This window comes from Streptomyces sp. AgN23, assembly GCF_001598115.1.
Classification (GTDB): Bacteria; Actinomycetota; Actinomycetes; order Streptomycetales; family Streptomycetaceae; genus Streptomyces; species Streptomyces antimycoticus.
The window spans coordinates 9550411-9569373 of the sequence record NZ_CP007153.1; the positions used below are offsets into that span (position 1 = coordinate 9550411).

An 18963-nucleotide genomic window follows, 5' to 3' on the forward strand; every position below is an offset into this window, starting at 1 on the left:
GGGGCCGGTCGGCGTGATCACCGACCGTGGTGCGTATGCGGCGTGGCCGAAGGGCCGGAAAGGGCATCGAAGAGCCGATCCGTTCCCAGCTCGGAGGCGTGTGCGGTCATCCAGGTCCAGTCGATGTCCGCGATGACCACGGACGCCGTGTCCGCCATGACCGCCTGCCGCAGCAGAGCGGCGGCCGAGCGGTGGGGCAGTGCGGGCATCCCGTTGGTCCGGAGCTGCTTGGCGGCGCCGACGGCCGTGTCGGGGTCGTCGATCGAACCCCAGCACACCGAGGTCGCCGGAACCCCCCGCGCCCGGCACTCCTGGGCGAGCGCGCTCAGATAGGCGTGGGCCGGTGCCTGGTTGCCCAGGCCCGGGCTGGGCAGGACGCCCGCGATCGAGCACCCGAGCACCAGGGCCGACAGCTCATGGCTGCTGCCGAGGGCGCAGAGGTTCACCGCACCCGCCACCGTCGCCGCCCACTCGTCCTCGATCCGCGCCGCGTCCAACTGCCCCGTTTCGGCGGCCAGCGGTGCCGTGAGATGCACAACGGCCGTCAGGGGGAACTCCGCGGGAATGCCGGCGACCGCCGCGGCGAGCGCCTCCCGATCCGCCACATCGACGGTGGCCACGGAGACCCGTACGCCCGAGGCGCTCAGCTCGGCCACCAGGTCGGCGGCCGGTGGTGCGGTGTCGACCAGCAGCAGGTGTTCGGCGCCGTCCTCGGCCGCCCAGCGGGCGGTGTGCGCGGTCAGTGCGGTGGGCGCGCCCGTGATGAGGACCGTTCCCCGGAGCCGTCGGGCAGGGGTGGCGAGGGCAGTGCGGATGTCGCGCACCAGGCGCCGGGCGAAGCAGCTGTCGCCGCGTACGGCCACCTCCTCTTCGCCGTACGCCCCGGCCAGGACCGCCGCGAGCCGCCGTCCCGCCCGGTCGTCGAACCGCTCCGGCAGGTCGACCAGCCCGCCCCACCAGCGCGGGCGCTCGATCGCCAGCGCACCGCCCAGGCCCCAGAACCGGGCCTGCTCCGGACGGGACAGCGGATCGCCCCGGTCGACGCCGACGCCGCCACAGGTGGCCAGCCACACCGGGGCCTCGATCCCGGCCCGCCGCAGCGTCTCGAACACGTCGAGGGTGGGGGCGAGCGCCGGGCCGCGCCCGTCCTCGGTCGGGGGCTCCACTGCCAGCAGAGAGAGCACCCCGGCGACCGGCTGTCCGGCCACGGCCTCCGACATCCGCCGGGCCCCCGCCTCGTCCTCCGGTGGTGTGGTGTCCGGGGCGAACACGATGGCCTCGGCGCCATGGTCGCGCAGCGCGGTGGTCACCGCGGCCACCATGGTGTCGCCGCTGCTGTCTCCGGGCCCGCTGTGGCCGGACGTCACGACCAGCCAGGTGCCGGTCAGCCGTGGCGACGGCGGGTCGGCGAGTGGCTTCCAGGCGATGCGGTAGCGCCACTCCCGCTGCCGCCGCCAGGTGGCCAGGGCGGGCAGGATCTCCGCGAGCACGTCCTGTCGGTCGGCGGGAACCTCGAGCGCCCGGGTCAGGGCCGCCGTGTCCGTACGGGCCACGGCGTCCCAGAACTCGGCGTCCGCCACGGTCTCCACCCGGGACACGGCATCCGCCGGGGCCTCGTTCTCCAGCCAGAAGCGCTGTCGCTGAAAGGCATAGGTGGGCAGGGCGACGGTGCGGGGAGCCGGATCGCCGTCGAACAGCGCGGCCCAGTCCACGGTGGCGCCCATGGTGTGCATACGGGCCAGGCCGCACATCAGCTTCCGCACCTCGGACCTCTCAGACCCCTCGGCGCACTCGGTCCCCTCGCCCCGGAAGGGCGACAGCACCAGCGCCGCCGGGGCGGAGGTCAGCATCGCCTCCGGCCCCAACTCCCACACCGCATCGGCCTCATCGAGCGAGGGCAGGGGTGGCCGCTCGTACTCCACCGTGCTCGGATCGGTGCCGGCGGCGACCAGGCGGCAGGCGTGGGCGAGGTCGAGAGCACCGGCGATGTGCGCCGCGGCGATCTCACCGACCCCACAGCCCACCACCGCGTCGGGGCGCACCCCCACCGAGGCCAGCAGCCGGGCCAGTGCGACGTAGAGGGCGAAGAGCCCCGCCGGGGAGGACGCGTCGCGGTTCCCCCGCAATCCCAGCAGCTCACCGGCCTCGTCGAAGGCGGTGGCGAAGACGGGGAACCGGTCGTACAGCTCGGAACCCGTCCCCGGCAGGTGGCAGCCACCCTCGCCACCGAAGGCGAACACCGCCCCGCCCACCGAGGCCGCCGCCGCGCCGGTACGGGCCACCTCGGGCCCCACCACCGAGGGATGCGGCTCACCGGCCGCCAGGGCCGTCAGCCCCGCCCTCAGCTCGCCCAGTTCCCGGCCGACCACGACCGCCCGGTGGTCGAAGGCCGACCGTGTGGTCACCAGCGACCATCCGACATCGGCAGGGGACAGCACCGGACCGGCCGCCGCCGTATGCGCGGCCAGCGCACGGGCCTGGCCGCGCAGCGCCGCCGCGCCCCGAGCGGACAGCACCCACGGCACCACCCCCGGATCGCGGGCGCCACCGTCGTCGGCAGCGGGCTCCACCACCGGTTCGGTGAACTCCTCAAGAATCACATGGGCGTTGGTGCCGCTGGCGCTGAACGAGGACACCCCGGCCCGCCGCGGCCGGCCCATCCGCGGCCAGTCCATCCGCTCGGTCAGCAGCCGCACCGCACCCTTGCGCCAGTGCACCAGCCGGGTCGGCCGGTCGATGTGGAGCGAACGTGGCAGGACGCCCCGGCGCATCGCCATCACCATCTTGATCACACCGGCCATTCCGGCGGCGGCCTGCGTGTGACCGAGGTTCGACTTGATGGACCCCAGCAGCAGCGGCCGGTCCTCCGGACGGTCCTGGCCGTACGTGGCGAGCAGCGCCTGGAGCTCGATGGAGTCGCCGAACGCGGTACCGGTGCCGTGCGCCTCCACCGCGTCCACGTCCCCCGTGGACAGCCGGGCGTCCGCCAGGGCGTCGCGGATCAGTTGCTGCTGGGCGGGGCCGTTGGGAGCGGCCATGCCCGTACTGGCACCGTCCTGGTTGATCGCCGAGCCGCGGATCACGGCCAGCACTGGATGCCCGTTGCGCCGTGCGTCCGAGAGCCGCTCCAGCAGCACCAGACCGGCGCCCTCCCCGTACACCATGCCGTCGGCGGCGTCCGCGAACGACCGACACCGGACATCGGGGGACAACTGACGCTGGCTGGAGGCCACTTGGAAAACGCTCGCGGTGTACATGATGGCGGCGCCACCGGCCAGCGCCAGCGTGCACTCGCCCCGGCGCAGCGATCCGGCCGCCAGATGCATCGCCACCAGCGACGACGAACACGCGGTGTCCAAGCTGACCGCCGCGCCCTGCAGACCGAGGGTGAACGCCACCCGGCCCGAGGACACACTGCCCGCGTTGCCGTTGCCCACATGGCCCAGCAGGCCCTCGGGGATCTCGTCCAGACGCGAGGCGTAGTCGTGGTACATCACCCCGGTGTAGACGCCGGTCCGGCTGCCCCGCAGGGTGTGCGGATCGATGCCCGCGCTCTCCGTCGCCTCCCAGGCCAGCTCCAGCAGCATCCGCTGCTGCGGTTCGATGGCCGCCGCCTCCCGGGCGCCGATGTCGAAGAACTCCGCGTCGAAGTCGGCCGCGTCATAGATGAAGCCACCGGCCCGGACGTACGAGGTGCCGTGGTGTTCCGGATCGGGGTGATAGAGGTTCTCCAGGTCCCAGCCCCGGTCGGTGGGGAAACTGGAGACGGCGTCCCGCTCGTCGGCCACCAGGTCCCACAACTGTGCCGGGGTGCGCACACCGCCGGGAAAGCGGCAGGCCATGCCCACGACGGCGATCGGCTCCGCCAGCTCCGCCTGGACCTCCCGCAGCCGCTGCCGGGTCTCATGGAGCTCGGCCGTGGTCCACTTGAGATAGTCGACGAGCTTTTCCTCGTTGCTCATGAGCCGCCCGCACTCACCGTGCTGCGCGGCGTCAGGTTCACCAGCGCCAGCTCATCGGCGGTCAGTGGCGGCTCGGTGAGCTCCGGAAGGACCCGGTCCTTGTGCATGAGCGACAGAAAGCGGCTGGACGCCAGCTCGGACTGCGGGGCGGTCAGGCTGATGACATCGGTCACCACATCACAGACCGCCGAGGAACGGATCGACCGGTCGGCGATCAGATCGGAGAAGCGCTGCCGGGCCACGGCCCCGCCGGACAGCCGCGGATCCGTCGTGCTCATCCGGCAGTTGACGTACTCCACATCCTTGGACGCGGCCATGATCCAGGGATCGTCCACGGTGGCGCTGATCGCGTGCTGGGCCCGGCGGGTCGCTCCCGCGTCGGTCCCGGACCGCTGGAACTCGGTGTCCAGCGCGGCGGCCGCACGAGCCGCGGAGCTCATCCCATGGCCGTAGATGGGGTTGAACGCGGCCAGCGCGTCGCCGAGCACCAGCAGTCCCTCGGGCCAGATGTCCAGACGCTCCGGATACAGCCGCCGGTTGGCGCCGACACGCGAGACCGCTACCGAGGTCAGCGGCTTCGCGAGGTCGATGAGATCGGCGACCAGCGGATGGCGCAGCGTCCGGGCGTAGGGCAGGAAGTCGTCGTCGTGCGCGGGCAGTCCGGCGCCCCGGGTGCACGACAGGGTCACCATCCAGGTGCCGTCCTCCTGTGGATACACCACCCCGAACCGGCCCGGCTCGCGCAGCCGGTGGTCCGCGGCCACGTTGACGGCGGGGAATCCGGTGGCGGCGCCCGGCGGCGCCTGGTAGACGCGGGTGGCGTACGCGATGCCCGCGTCGACGATGTCCTCCTCGAGCGGCGGCACCTCCAGCTCCGACAGCCAGTGCCGGAGCCGGGAACCGCGGCCGGAGGCATCGATCACCAGATCCGCCTCCAGTGTTTCCTGCGCACCGGTGTCCATGTCGCGCACCCGGACCCCGGTGACCCGTTTGGCGTCGCCGACCAGATCGAGGATCTCGGCGCGCTGACGTAAGGTGATCCGCCCGTTGGCCAGGACGCGATCGCGGACCTTCCAGTCCAGGAACGGGCGGGTGCACATCAGGGCGTACTGCCGCGGTGGAAAGCGGTGTTGCCAGCCGTGGGACGTCAAGGTCACCAGGTCCTGATGGAAACCGATCCGGCGGGCGCCCGCGTCGAGCAGTTGGTCGATCATGCCCGGCAGCAGTGTGTCCACGATGCGCGCACCGCTGGACCACAGCACATGGACATGGCGTCCCTGCGGCGACCCCTTACGGTGCCGGGGCCCGTCCGGCAGCACATCGCGCTCCACGACGGTGACGCGCTCCAGATGGCGGGCCAGCACATGGGCGGCCAGTATTCCCGCCCAGCCTCCGCCCAGAACGATTCCGTGCTTGGGTTCGGTCATGGTTCTGCTTTCGTCCCTTCACCGCTTACGGCCTTTTACATCGGACTGGGGCTGCCCTTGGCCTGGACCATCTTGGCGAGGTTCTGGGTGACCGCCATGAAATGCGCGACACCGCTGAGTTCGGGGCCGTCGCCCACTTTCGTATCCGTGATGCCCCAGAACGCCTGGGCGTGATGGACCAGGCCGTCATCACCGAGTTCGATCACGCCGATGATGCTGAAGGTGAGTTTCGCCGGTGCGTACACCGTGACCGTGGTCGGCACCGCCACCCTGCGGCCGTCCATCGAGGTGACCGGACGGCCCGGGGTCTCATGCACCTGGCATTCGATGGACCAGGCGATATGTCCGCGAAGGGCGTCCTTTCCGATGAGCGGGGGCGCGCCGACCGGGTCTTCGAAGACGATGTCGTCCGAGAACAGCTCCAATACGGCCTCGACATCACCGGCGTTCATCCGCCGCGCGTATTCCAGGGCCATCTTCTTGAGGGTCGCCTCATCGGCCATGAACGCCTCCTGCGCGGTGCCGGGGTCGTGGGGGATCAGCCGGTGATGTCAATGTCCGACCTTCCCCAGAACATCTGCAGTTCCTGAATGAGACCGCCGGCCCCCGCGCGCATCATCAGGACGTAGTCCCAGGTGATGCGGGAGTTGTCCGGCGTGTCCGGGGCCGTCAGCCAGCCGCGCTCGGCGAATCCGGGGCCTTTGGGCAGATAGCTCATGGTGGCCGTCACCGGTACCAGGACATGCACACCGTCCTGCCCGGCGACCGGCTCACCGGGAATCTCGCTGATACCCGCCGCGGCCAGCTCCTCGAAATGCTCACGCAGGGCGTCCCGCCCGGTCCTGTGCCCCGATCCGACCGGATCCTCGAAAATGACCTCGTCCGCGTAGAGTTCGAGAAGCCCGTCGATGTCCGCGGCGTTCATCCGGCGGCTGTGCTCGAGGATGAGCTTCTTCCGGCTCCGCTCATCAATCACCGTGTGCCCCCATGTGCATGCTCTCCGTTGCTGTCGCTTCGGCCAAGGTCCTGGTCGATGAACTGGAAGATCTCGTCGGCCGTGGCGTCCTGAATACGGCCGGCCGCAGGCTCTACCTCCGTTCCGCCGTCGTGCAGGGCGCCCAATTTCGACAGCGTGCTCTGAAGGCGCTTGAGCAGCGCTTCCCGCGCCGCCTCGTCCCGCGCCACGGAAAGCAGCGCGCTTTCCATCCTGTCGATTTCGCCCAGCATCGGGGCGAGCGGGTCCACGTCCTCGGGTGCCAGTTCCGTATGCAGATGCGCGGCGAGCGCGGCCGGATTCGGATGGTCGAAGATCAGGGTGGTGGCCAGCCGTAGCCCGGTCACGGCGGTCAGCCTGTTCCGCAGTTCGATCGCGGTCAGCGAGTCGAAGCCGAGCTCCAGGAAGCCGCGCTCGGTCTGGATCCGCCCGGGGTCGGAGTGGCCCAGCGCCGCCGCGGCATGGGTGAGGACCAGACTGAGCAGCGTGCGGCGCTGCTCCTCCAGTGGCAGCGTGGCCAGATGACCGGCCCAGTCGGTGTGCGGCCGGGCGGTGGCCGCGGTGCGCCGGGCCGCACCGCCACCGGTGAGCGCCCGCAGGGGAGCGGGCAGGGTGAGCGCCGGCTGCCCCGCCAGGGCGCGTATGTCCAGATCGATGGCGATCAGATGGTGGTGGCCGTGGCGCACTGCGGCGTCCAGCAGCCCCAGCGCCCGCTCACCGGACATCGCCCCGATGCCCGACCGGGCCATCCTGGCCCGGTCCGCCTCCCCCAGATGCCCGGTCATCCCGCTGGCGTCCGCCCATAGGCCCCACGCCACCGAGACCCCCGGCAGGCCGAGGGCACGGCGATGGGCTGCCAGGGCGTCGCAGTAGGCGTTCGCCGCGGCGTAGTTGGACTGCCCGGAGGCGCCCAGCGTGCCCGCCGTGGAGGAGAACATCACAAACAGGGACAGTGGCAACTCCGCGGTCGCGGCATGCAGATGAGCCGCGGCCGTGGCCTTCGGACACCACACTCGCGCCAGCCGCTCCGGAGTCTGGGTGGTGAGGACGGCGTCGTCCAGCACCCCGGCCGCGTGGACGACACCGGTCAGCGGATGCGCGGGATCGACCCCGGCCACCAGACCGGCCACCGCGTCCGGGTCGGTGACATCGACCGCAGCGATCCGCACCTGGGCGCCCAACCTCGTGAGCCTGTCGATGAGTTCATCGGCACCGGCGGCCTCCGGACCGCTCCGGCTCACCAGCAGCAGATGCCCGACCCCCCAACTGCGCACCAGGTGCTCGGCGACCAGAGCGCCGAGGGTGCCGGTGCCACCCGTGATCAGCACGGTGCCATCGGCGGCGAGTCCGGGGGTCCTCTCCTGCTCGTCCTGGTCGTCGACGGCCGGTCCCCGCGCGGCCGTCGCTGCCGTCGCGCGGACCAGACGGGGCACCAGCACCCGTCCGTCCCGCACCGCCACCTGGGGCTCATGCGACGTGATCGCGCGCACCACGGCCGCCACGACCGCCTCGCGTCCCTCATCGAGATCGAGCAGTACGAACCGGCCCGGGTTCTCCGACTGCGCGCTGCGGATCAGCCCCCACACACCGGCACCGGACGGATCCAGCGCGGTGCCATCGGAGTCCTCGGTGTCATCGGTGTGTTCGCCCGGACGGCTCGCCGCCATCGCACCCCGCGTGACGACCACCAGTCGCGCATCGGCCAGGGCCGGCCGCCTCAGCCAGGACTGCACCAGCCCCAGCAGCTCCTCGACCGCGCCCAGCCCGTCCCCGTGGCCGTCCTCAGCGGCGTACGGATGGGCCAGGACGACGGCAGGGGCGGGCTCACCCGCGTCCACGGCCGCGATCAGCGCCTCCAGGTCCGGATGGCACACCGTGGCCTCCGGACCCACCCCGGCCGCGACCGGGTCCGCCAGCCCCAGCCGGTCCTCGCCCAGCACCACCCAGCCGCCCTCGCCGACCACTGATGTCGGGGACGGTGCGGTGGCCGCGGCGGGCAGCGGCGTCCAGTCCAGGGTGAACAGCCCGTCCACGGCACGGGCGGCCGCGGCCGTGCGCAGCCGGTCCGTCGCGGCCGGACGGGTCACCAGCGAATCGACCGTGAGCACCGGAGCGCCCACCGTGTCCGCCACCGTCAGCCGCAGCGACTGCCGCTCCTCGTCCCGCGACAGCCGGACCCGTACCGTGGCCGCCTCGGTGGCCCACAGGGACACGCCGTTCCAGGCGAACGGCAACCACACCTGGCCGTCGTCCTCCTGACCCTCGGGCCGGTCCATCAGCAGCGACGGATGCAGCGCCGCGTCCAGCAGCGCCGGGTGGATGCCGAAACCGTCCCGGCCACCCGCCGCATCGGGCAGCGCCACCTCGGCGAGGACATCCCGGCCATGACGCCACGCCGCCTTCAGCCCCTGATACGCCGGGCCGTATCCGTAACCCGCCGCCATCACCTGCTCGTAGAAGGCACCGACATCCAGCGGCTCGGCGCCCGGTGGTGGCCACGCCCCGCCCAGGCCCTCCGCCGGTGCGGGGGCCTCGGCGACGGGTGCGAGCACGCCCACCGCATGACACACCCACCCCGCGTCCGTTCCGGAATGGACCAGGGCCTGGCCGGGGCCGTCGGGGCGGTCGGCGCCGTCGAGCCGGTCGGGGCGGTCGGGGCGGTCGGGGCGGGAGTACATCCGCACCTCACGCCGCCCGTCCTCCGCCGCGGCGCCCACCACCACCTGCACCCGCAGTCCACCGGACTCGGGCAGCGCCAGCGGAACCTGCAGCGCGAGCTCCTCCACCCCGCCACAGCCGACCTCGTCGGCCGCCCGCAGCGCCCACTCGACCAGCACCGCGCCCGGTGCCAGCACCGCACCCGCCACCACATGCTCGGCGAGCCACGGGTGGGACCGCGCGGAGAGGCGGCCGGTGAGCACATGGGTGGTGCCGTCGGCGAGTTCCACGGCGGCGCCGAGCAGCGGATGACCCGCGGACGTCAGACCCAGATCGGCCGGATCGCCACCCGGCCCGCCCGCTCCGTCCAGCCAGTACCGCTCACGCTGGAAGGCGTAGGTGGGCAGGTCAATGACGCGGGGCGCGGGGTCGGTGCGGAACCAGCGGGTCCAGTCGACGGCGACCCCGGCGGCGAACGCCCGCGCCACCGACCGCGCCAGCTGGTCCGGGCCGCCGTGGTCGCGCCGCAGGGTCGGCACGGTCACCGCGTCGACCCCCGCTTCCTCGAAGGTCTCCTGCATGCCGATGGTGAGGACGGGGTGGGTGCTGGTTTCGATGAATACGCGGTGGCCGTCGGCGAGGAGTGCTTGTAGGGCGTCGGCGAAGCGTACTTGTTCGCGGAGGTTGGTGACCCAGTAGTCGGTGTCGAGTCCGCTGGTGTCCATGCGGGTTCCGGTGACGGTCGAGTAGAACGCCACGTGGCCGGGCACCGGCTTGACCCCGGCCAGACGCTCATGCAACTCCTCGGCGATCTGGTCTACTTGGGCGCTGTGGGAGGCGTAGTCCACGTCGATGAGTCGGGCCCGGTGTCCCGTCTGTTCGCATGCGGCCACGGCGTGGGCGATCTGTTCCGGCGGTCCGGTTACGACGACGGATCCGGGGCCGTTGACGGCGGCGATGCCCACCCCTTCGGCGGGTTGGCCGAGGTCGGTGAGGAACTCTTTCGCCTGGTGGTGGTTGATGGTGAGGGAGGCCATGGCGCCGTGGCCGGCGAGGCGGCGGAGGGCGTGGGCGCGGAGGGCGACGATGCGGGCGCCTTCGTCGAGGGAGAGGGCTCCGGCGACGCAGGCGGCGGCGATTTCGCCTTGGCTGTGTCCGACGACGGCGGCGGGGGTGAGGCCGTGGTGGTCCCATACGGCGGCGAGGGAGACCATGACGGCCCATAGGACGGGTTGGACGACGTCGACGCGGGCGAGGTCGGCGGCGTTGATGCCGCTGCGCAGGATGTCGGTGAGGGACCAGTCCACGTGGGGTGCGAGGGCTTGTTCGCATTCGGTGATGCGGGTGGCGAAGGGGGGTGAGGTGTTGAGGAGTCCGGCGCCCATGCCGAGCCACTGTGAGCCTTGGCCGGGAAAGACCAGGACCGGTCCGATGCTTCCTGGGGTGGCGGTGGTGTCGGGTTCGATGAGGGTGGGGTGTGTGTCGCCGTTGGCCAGGGCGTTGAGTCCGGCCAGGAGTTCGTCGCGGTGTTGGCCGATGATGACGGCGCGGTGGTCGAAGACGGACCTCGTGTTGATGAGCGACCAGCCGACCTGCTCGGGGGTGAGTTCGGGGTCGGCGGTCACTCGTTCGGCCAGCGCTGTCGCCTGGCCGCGCAACGCTTCACGGCCACGCCCGGAGATCACCCACGGCACCACACCACCCGCCGAAACACCGTCCCGCGGGGTATCCGGTGCGGGGCTGGCCTCGGCCGGTTCGGGAGCCTGCTCAAGGATCAGATGAGCATTCGTACCGGAGATGCCGAACGACGACACTCCCGCACGACACGGCCGTCCGTTCGCCGCCCACTCGACCGGTTCGGTCAGCAGCCGCACCGCGCCCGCGCCCCAGTCCACGTGCGGTGTCGGCTCGTCGATGTGCAGCGAGGCGGGCAGCAGCCCGTGCCGCAGCGCCTCCACCATCTTGATGATGCTCGCCACTCCGGCGGCCGCCTGGGTGTGCCCGATGTTGGACTTGACGGAGCCGAGCCACAGAGGACGTCCCTCCGGCCGGTCCTGGCCGTAGGTGGCCAGCAGCGCCTGCGCCTCGATCGGGTCACCCAGCGTCGTGCCCGTACCGTGTGCCTCCACCGCGTCCACCTCGGACGGCGACAGCCCCGCGTTGGCGAGCGCCTGCCGGATCACCCGTTGCTGCGAGGGCCCGTTCGGCGCCGTGAGGCCGTTGCTGGCGCCGTCCTGGTTGACCGCCGAACCGCGGATCACCGCCAGCACCCGATGCCCGTTGCGCCGTGCGTCGGACAGCCGCTCCAGCAGCACCAGCCCGACGCCCTCGGAGAAGCCCGTGCCGTCCGCCGCCGCGGCGAACGCCTTGCACCGCCCGTCCGGGGACAGCGCGCGCTGACGGGAGAACTCGGTGAACCCGCCAGGCGTGGCCATCACCGTCACCCCGCCCGCAAGGGCCAGCGAACACTCGTCCTGCCGCAGCGCCTGCACCGCCAGATGCGTGGCCACCAGGGACGACGAGCACGCCGTGTCCACCGTGACGGCGGGCCCCTCCAGGCCGAACGAGTACGACACCCGGCCCGAGACGACGCTGCCGAGGTTCCCGGTGGCCACATAGCCCGCCGAGTCGCCGGTCCCCTGGCCGATGAGCGACAGATAGTGGTACGAGTCCACCCCGGCGAACACCCCGGTGTCGCTGCCGCTCAGCGCCTCCCGCGTCAGCCCCGCGCGCTCGAACGCCTCCCATGCCGTTTCCAGCAGCAGCCGCTGCTGCGGATCCATCGCCGCGGCCTCACGCGGGTTGATCCCGAAGAACTCGGCGTCGAAATCGGCCACATCGTGCAGAAACCCGCCCTCGCGCGCGCTGCTGGTCCCGGCGTGCTCGGGATCCGGGTCGTAGAGGTTCTCCAGGTCCCAACCACGGTCCTCGGGAAACGTCGAGATGACGTCCACGCCCTCGTCCACCACCCGCCACAGGTCCTCGGGGGTCGCCACATCGCCGGGGAAGTGGCAGGCCATCCCGATGATGGCGATGGGCTCCCGGGCGCGGTCCTCGACCTCGCGCAACTGCCGCCTGGCCAGACGCAGATCGGCGGTCGCCCGCTTGAGATAGCTGCGAAGCTTCTCGTCATCCGTCATATCGCATCAACCCGATCGTCACGGCGGTCCTGATTTCGGCGGTCCTGTTAGGGGTCCTGATTGAGCGGTCCTGATTTCGGCGGTCCTGTTAGGGGTCCTGATTGAGCGGTTCTGATTGAGCGGTCCTGGTTCAGCGGTCCTGGTTCAGCGGTTCATCGGAGACCCTCGTCGGAGGGGACGGACAGCTCGTTGTCGAGCGCCTGGAACAACTCCTCGTCGCTGGCCGACGCCAGATCCCCGGCGGCGGGGTCGTCGCCGTCCTCGCCATGCCACGGGCCGTCCACCTTGCGCAGCAGCTCCCGCAGCCGCACCGCGATCCGGGCCCGCTGCTCGCGGTCGGCGATTCCCCCGGTCAAGGCGGCGTCGAGGGTGTCGAGCCCGGTGAGAAGTGAGGCCCCCGGCGCCACTCCGGCGGGGACCAGGAGCTCTCCCAGCAGCCGTACCACCGCGGTGGGCGTGGGGTGGTCGAAGACCAGCGTGGCGGGCAGCCGCAGACCGGTGGCGGCGCCCAGCCGGTTCCGCAGTTCCACGGCGGTCAGCGAGTCGAAGCCCAGCTCTCGGAAGTTCTGGGCGGGGTGGATGGCATCCGCCGTGTCATGGCCCAGCACGGTCGCCGTGGCGTTGCGCACCAGCTTGAGGAGCGCCTGCTGCCGGTCCTCCTCGGTCAGAGTGGCGAACGCCTCCGCCGGTGCCGCTCCGCCCGGGCCGGCGGCTCCGGTGGCCGCCTGCGGGGTGGCGCCGCGCACCAGGCCCTTGAAGAGGGGCGGCAGATCGTCGGTGTGGGCCCCACGCCGCAGGGTGGCCAGATCGAGCTGGATGGGCGCCAGGGCCGGAAGGCCGCTGTCGAGGGCGATGTCGAGGAGTGCGAGACCCTGTTCGGTCTCCAGACCCACCATCCCGGCCCGCGCCAGCCGCGCCCGGTCGGCGTCGGTCATCCCTCCGGTCATCCCGGTGGCCTGCGCCCAGTATCCCCAGGCCAGGGAGGTGGCGGGCAGGCCCTGGGCATGACGGTGTGCGGCGAGGGCGTCCAGGAAGGCGTTGGCCGCCGCGTAGTTGCCCTGTCCCGCGGCGCCCAGCAGCCCGGCGGCCGCGGAGAACAACACGAACGCCGACAGCCCCGCGTCGCGGGTGAGGTCGTGCAGATTCCACGCCGCGTCGGCCTTGGCCCACAACACCTCATCGAGCTGATCGGACGTGAGTGCCTCGACCGTGGCATCGCGCAGCAGCCCGGCGGCGTGGACGACGGCGGTGAGCGGATGGCGCTCGGGAACCGTCTCCAGCAGCATGGCCAGGGCGGCCCGGTCGGCCGCGTCACACGCCGCGATGGTGACCCGCGCGCCGAGCCCGGTCAGCTCGGCCGCCAGCTCCGTGGCGCCCGGGGCGTCCAGGCCCCGGCGGCTGATCAGCAGCAGCCGCCGTACGCCGTGCTGGGCCACCAGATGGCGGGCGGTGGCGGCACCGAGGGTGCCTGTGCCACCGGTGATGAGCACCGTGCCGTCCGGGTCGAGGGCGGTGGGGAGCGTCAGCACGATCTTGCCGATATGGCGCGCCTGGCTGAAGTAGCGGAACGCCTCGGGAGCCCGGCGGATGTCCCACAGGGTGGTGGGCAACGGCCGCAGCGTCCCGTCCTCGAACAGGGCCGACAACTCGGCCAGCATCCGCTGGATACGGTCCGGGCCCGCGCCGCCGACCAGGTCGAACGCGCGGTAGACCACCCCCCGATAGCGGGCGCCCACCTCCTCGGGGTCGCGGACGTCGGTCCGGCCCATGTCGATGAAGCGACCACCGGGCGTCAGCAGCCGCAGGGACGCGTCCACGAAGTCACCGGCCAGCGAATTGAGCACCACATCGATGGAACCCGCGGCGGTGCGGAACCCCTCCTCGAAGTCGAGAGTGCGAGAGGAGGCGATGTGACGGTTGTCGAATCCGCGCTCCCGCAGGGCATGCCACTTGGCGGGGCCTGCCGTGGCAAACACCTCGGCCCGCCAGTGGCGTGCCAGCTGCACGGCCGCCAGGCCCACCCCTCCGGTGGCCGCGTGCAACAGCAGCTTCTCCCCGGCCCGCAGCTCCGCGAGATCGGCGAGACCGTAGTAGGCCGTGAGAAACGCGGACGGTGTGGTCGCCGCCTGGGCGTACGACCACCCCGCCGGGATCCTGGTGATCATCCGGACGTCGGTGACGACCAGCGGCCCGGTGCCGTTGAACAGCCCCATCACCCGGTCGCCCACCGCGAACGCGTCAGTGTCCGGACCCACCTCGACGACCACGCCCGCACCGTCGCCACCCAGCGGCCTGGGATCCTCCACCATGCCCAGCGCCACGACCACGTCATGGAAGTTCACCCCGCCCGCCCGCAGCGCCACCCGGACCTCGCCACGGCCCAGCGGCCGGGTGTTGTCCGGGCAGTCGACCAGCGCGAGCTGGTCCAGGCTGCCGTGGCCGGTCAGCCCCAGACGCCACGCGGCCGACCCCTCCGGCGGGGTGAGCCGCTTGGCCGCGTCGTCGTGGACCAGCCGGGGGACGTACGCCACACCGTCGCGCAGCGCCAGTTGGGGCTCGCCGGAGGCCGCGGCGGTGGCCAAGGCGCGTAGCGAGGCGTCCCGTTCATCGAGGTCGAGCAGCAGGACCCGGCCCGGGTTCTCCGACTGGGCGCTGCGCACCAGACCCCACACGGCCGAGGCGGGCAGATCGTGGACATCGTCATGGCTCTGCCGGGCCACCGCCCCACGGGTGACCACCGCCAGCCGGGCGTCGGCGAGTTCGGGGGCGGCGAGGAACTCCCGCAGCACCCCGAGGGCCTGTTTGCCGAGGTCATGGGTGCGCTCGACCGGATCGCCCGGCCCATTGTCGGGAGAGCCGAAGAAGGCGAACACCACATCGGGGGCCGGGACACCGTCCGCAACGGCCGCCCGCACGGCGGCGGGATCCGGAAGGCCCGTGGCGTCGGGCAGCGCATCGGCCAGGAGGCCGCCGTCCGGTCCGATCACGGTCGAACGGCAGGTGGGGGCGCCCTCGGCCGGTGCCATCCGCGTCCAGGCGACCTGGAACAGCGCGTTCCTGCCCGCCAAACGGGCGCGCCCCAGCTGCCCGTCCGGCACCGGGCGCAGGATCAGATCGTCCACGACAGCCACCGCGGCCCCGGTCGGATCGGCCGCGAACAGGGCGAGCCGGTCCGGTGCCGTCGGGGTGATGCGAATCCGCAGGGTGTCCGCCCCGGTGGCGCGCAGCCGCAGACCGCTCCAGGTGAACGGGAGCAGGATCCGGTGCGCCTCCTCGGAACCGGGGGTGACGTCCAGGGCCCGGGCGTGGAGCGCGGCGTCGAAGAGGGCGGGATGGATGCCGTACGCGGCCGCGCCGTCGCGCTCCCCTTCGGGCAGGGACACCTCGGCGTAGACGTCGCCGTCCAGCCGCCAGGCGGCGGTGAGGCCCTGGAAGGACGGTCCGTAGTGATAGCCGTGGTCGGCGAGCTGCCGGTAGAAGTCCTCGACGGGGAGCGGCGTGGCCCCGGGAGGCGGCCAGGCGCCTTCCAGGGCCGGGGAGTCGGCCGCGGACGAGGCGGCGAGCGCGCCGGTGGCATGCCGGGTCCAGGTCGCATCGCCCGCGTCGCCCGCGTCGTTCGCGTCGTTCGCCGGCCGGGAATGCACCGTGATCGGACGCTCCCCGGTGTGATCGGGAGCGGCCACGGCGATCTGTACATCGACCGCCTCACCCTGCGGAATCACCAGCGGCGCGTGCAGGGTCAGCTCCGACACCTGGTCACACCCGGTCCGCGCGGCGGCGTGCAGGGCGAGCTCGGCGAAGGCCGTGCCCGGGAGCAGAACGGTGTCCAGGACCCGGTGGTCGTTCAGCCAGGAGTGGGTCCGCGGCGAGAGCCGACCGGTGAGTACATGGGCGCCGCCCTCCGCGAGTTCCACGGCGGCGCCGAGCAGCGGATGACCGGCGGGCCCCAGCCCGAGGTCGCCCGGGTCGCCGCTGTGGCCACCCCGCCCGTCCAGCCAGTACCGCTCACGCTGGAAGGCGTAGGTGGGCAGGTCAATGACGCGGGGCGCGGGGTCGGTGCGGAACCAGCGGGTCCAGTCGACGGCGACCCCGGCGGTGAACGCCTGCGCCACCGATCGCATCAGCTGTGCGTGGTCGCCGTGGTCCCGTCGCAGGGTCGGCACCGCGGCAGCGGGCACACCGGCTTCCTCGAAGGTCTCCTGCATGCCGATGGTGAGGACGGGGTGGGTGCTGGTTTCGATGAATACGCGGTGGCCGTCGGCGAGGAGTGCTTGTAGGGCGTCGGCGAAGCGTACTTGTTCGCGGAGGTTGGTGACCCAGTAGTCGGTGTCGAGTCCGCTGGTGTCCATGCGGGTGCCGGTGACGGTCGAGTAGAACGCCACCTCCGCCTGGACGGGTTCAATCCCGGACAGTACCTCCCTCAACTCCTGGGCGATCTGGTCTACTTGGGCGCTGTGGGAGGCGTAGTCCACGTCGATGAGTCGGGCTCGGTGTCCCGTCTGTTCGCATGCGGCCACGGCGTGGGCGATCTGTTCCGGCGGTCCGGTTACGACGACGGATCCGGGGCCGTTGACGGCGGCGATGCCCACCTCCTCGGCGGGTTGGCCGAGGTCGGTGAGGAACTCTTTCGCCTGGTGGTGGTTGATGGTGAGGGAGGCCATGGCGCCGTGGCCGGCGAGGCGGCGGAGGGCGTGGGCGCGGAGGGCGACGATGCGGGCGCCTTCGTCGAGGGAGAGGGCTCCGGCGACGCAGGCGGCGGCGATTTCGCCTTGGCTGTGTCCGACGACGGCGGCGGGGGTGAGGCCGTGGTGGTCCCATACGGCGGCGAGGGAGACCATGACGGCCCATAGGACGGGTTGGACGACGTCGACGCGGGCGAGGTCGGCGGCGTTGATGCCGCTGCGCAGGATGTCGGTGAGGGACCAGTCCACGTGGGGTGCGAGGGCTTGTTCGCATTCGGCGATGCGGGTGGCGAAGGGGGGTGAGGTGTCGAGGAGTCCGGCGCCCATGCCGAGCCACTGTGAGCCCTGGCCGGGAAAGACCAGCACGGGGCCCAGGCTGCCGGTGGTCGCGGTGGTGTCGGGTTCGATGAGGGTGGGGTGTGTGTCGCCGTTGGCCAGGGCGTTGAGTCCGGCCAGGAGTTCGTCACGGTGTTGGCCGATGATGACGGCGCGGTGGTCGAAGACGGACCTCGTGTTGATCAGCGACCAGCCGACCTGCTCGGGGGTGAGTTCGGGGTCGGCGGTCACTCGTTCGGCCAGCGCTGTCGCCTGGCCGCGCAACGCTTCACGGCCACGCCCGGAGATCACCCACGGCACCACACCACCCGCCGAAACACCGTCCCGCGGGGTATCCGGTGCGGGGCTGGCCTCGGCCGGTTCGGGAGCCTGCTCAAGGATCAGATGAGCATTCGTACCGGAGATGCCGAACGCGGACACACCGGCCCGGCGCGGACGCTCGCCACGCGGCCAGGGAACCGGCTCGGTCAGCAGCCGCACCGCACCCGACGCCCAGTCGGCGTGGGGCGTCGGCTCGTCGATGTGCAGCGAGGCGGGCAGCAGCTCATGTCGCAGCGCCATCACCATCTTGATCACACTGGCCGCACCGGCGGCGGCCTGGGTGTGCCCGATGTTGGACTTGACGGAGCCGAGCCACAGCGGCCCGTCCTCCGGCCTGCCCTGTCCGTACGTGGCCAGCAGCGCCTGCGCCTCGATCGGATCGCCGAGCGTGGTCCCGGTGCCGTGTCCGTCGACCGCGTCCACCTCGGCGGCGGACACCTGCGCATTGGCCAGCGCCTGCCGGATCACCCGTTGCTGCGAGGGCCCGTTCGGTGCGGTGAGGCCGTTGCTGGCGCCGTCCTGGTTGACTGCCGAACCCCGGATCACCCCGAGAATACGGCGGTTGCGTCGCTGCGCCTCGCACAGGCGCTCCAGGACGATCAACCCGGCGCCCTCGCCCCATCCGGTGCCGTCGGCGGCCGCCGCGAACGGCTTGCACCGGCCGTCCGGGGCCATGCCACGCTGCCGGGAGAACTCGATGAACGCGCCGGGCGTTGCCATCACGGCCACCCCGCCGGCCAGGGCCAGATCGCATTCGCCGTGGCGCAGCGCCTGAGTGGCCAGGTGGATGGCGACCAGCGACGAGGAACACGCGGTGTCCACCGTGACCGCCGGACCCTCGAGGCCGAGCGAGTACGCCACCCGGCCGGACACCACACTGCCGAGGTTCCCGGCGCCGACGTAGCCCTCCACCTCGCTGGTGATGTTGCCGATGACCGACAGATAGTCATGCGAACCCACCCCGGCGAACACCCCGGTGTTACTGCCGCTCAGCGAATCCCGATTGAGCCCGGCGCGCTCGAACGCCTCCCACGCGGTCTCCAGCAGCAGCCGCTGCTGGGGGTCCATGGCCTGGGCCTCGCGGGGGCTGATGTCGAAGAAGGCCGCGTCGAATTCGGTCGCGTCGTAGCAGAATCCGCCCTGGTCCACATAGGACTTCCCATAGCTTTCGGGATCCGGGTCGAACAGCTCCTCGGTGCCCCATCCCCGGTCCGTGGGAAAGCCGGAGACGGCGTCCTCCCCGTCCCGCACCAGCCGCCACAGCTCCTCCGGCGACCGCACCCCACCCGGATAGCGGCAGGCCATGCCCACGATCGCGATGGGCTCCGGATCCTCGGACTCGGCCTCGCGCAGACGCTCACGGGTCTGGCGCAACTCGGCCGTCACCCACTTGAGGTGGTCGAGCAGCTTCTCTTCGTTCGACATCTAGCGGAGGCTCCTTGG

The 18963-nt window shown here is 71.9% G+C and carries 6 protein-coding genes; all 6 read right to left on the minus strand.

The genetic code is table 11. The annotated features are described in order from the left end of the window. Positions 1 to 17: 17 nt before the first annotated feature. Entirely contained in the window at positions 18 to 3962 is a 3945-nt protein-coding gene (locus AS97_RS41135; protein WP_210566679.1) for an SDR family NAD(P)-dependent oxidoreductase, read from the minus strand. Continuing rightward, positions 3959 to 5389, minus strand: a complete 1431-nt coding sequence (locus AS97_RS41140) for an FAD-dependent oxidoreductase (RefSeq protein WP_210566680.1) — start codon at positions 5387 to 5389, stop codon at positions 3959 to 3961. The genes AS97_RS41135 and AS97_RS41140 overlap by 4 nt, the downstream gene beginning before the upstream one ends. A gap of 35 nt (positions 5390 to 5424) precedes the next feature. Next, positions 5425 to 5892, minus strand: a complete 468-nt coding sequence (locus AS97_RS41145; RefSeq protein WP_059149499.1) for a nuclear transport factor 2 family protein — start codon at positions 5890 to 5892, stop codon at positions 5425 to 5427. A 35-nt stretch (positions 5893 to 5927) separates the two neighbouring features. Beyond that, the gene (locus AS97_RS41150; protein ID WP_059149500.1) at positions 5928 to 6365 is read right to left on the minus strand and encodes a nuclear transport factor 2 family protein; all 438 of its coding nucleotides are present in this window, start codon (positions 6363 to 6365) and stop codon (positions 5928 to 5930) included. Beyond that, a complete protein-coding gene (locus AS97_RS41155; RefSeq protein WP_210566681.1) occupies positions 6362 to 12181 on the minus strand; it encodes a type I polyketide synthase in 5820 nt (1939 codons plus the stop codon). The genes AS97_RS41150 and AS97_RS41155 overlap by 4 nt, the downstream gene beginning before the upstream one ends. Before the next feature lie 152 nt (positions 12182 to 12333). Next, positions 12334 to 18945 (minus strand): type I polyketide synthase, encoded by a 6612-nt coding sequence (locus tag AS97_RS41160; RefSeq protein ID WP_210566682.1) that lies wholly within the window; start codon positions 18943 to 18945, stop codon positions 12334 to 12336. Between the last annotated feature and the right edge of the window lie 18 nt (positions 18946 to 18963).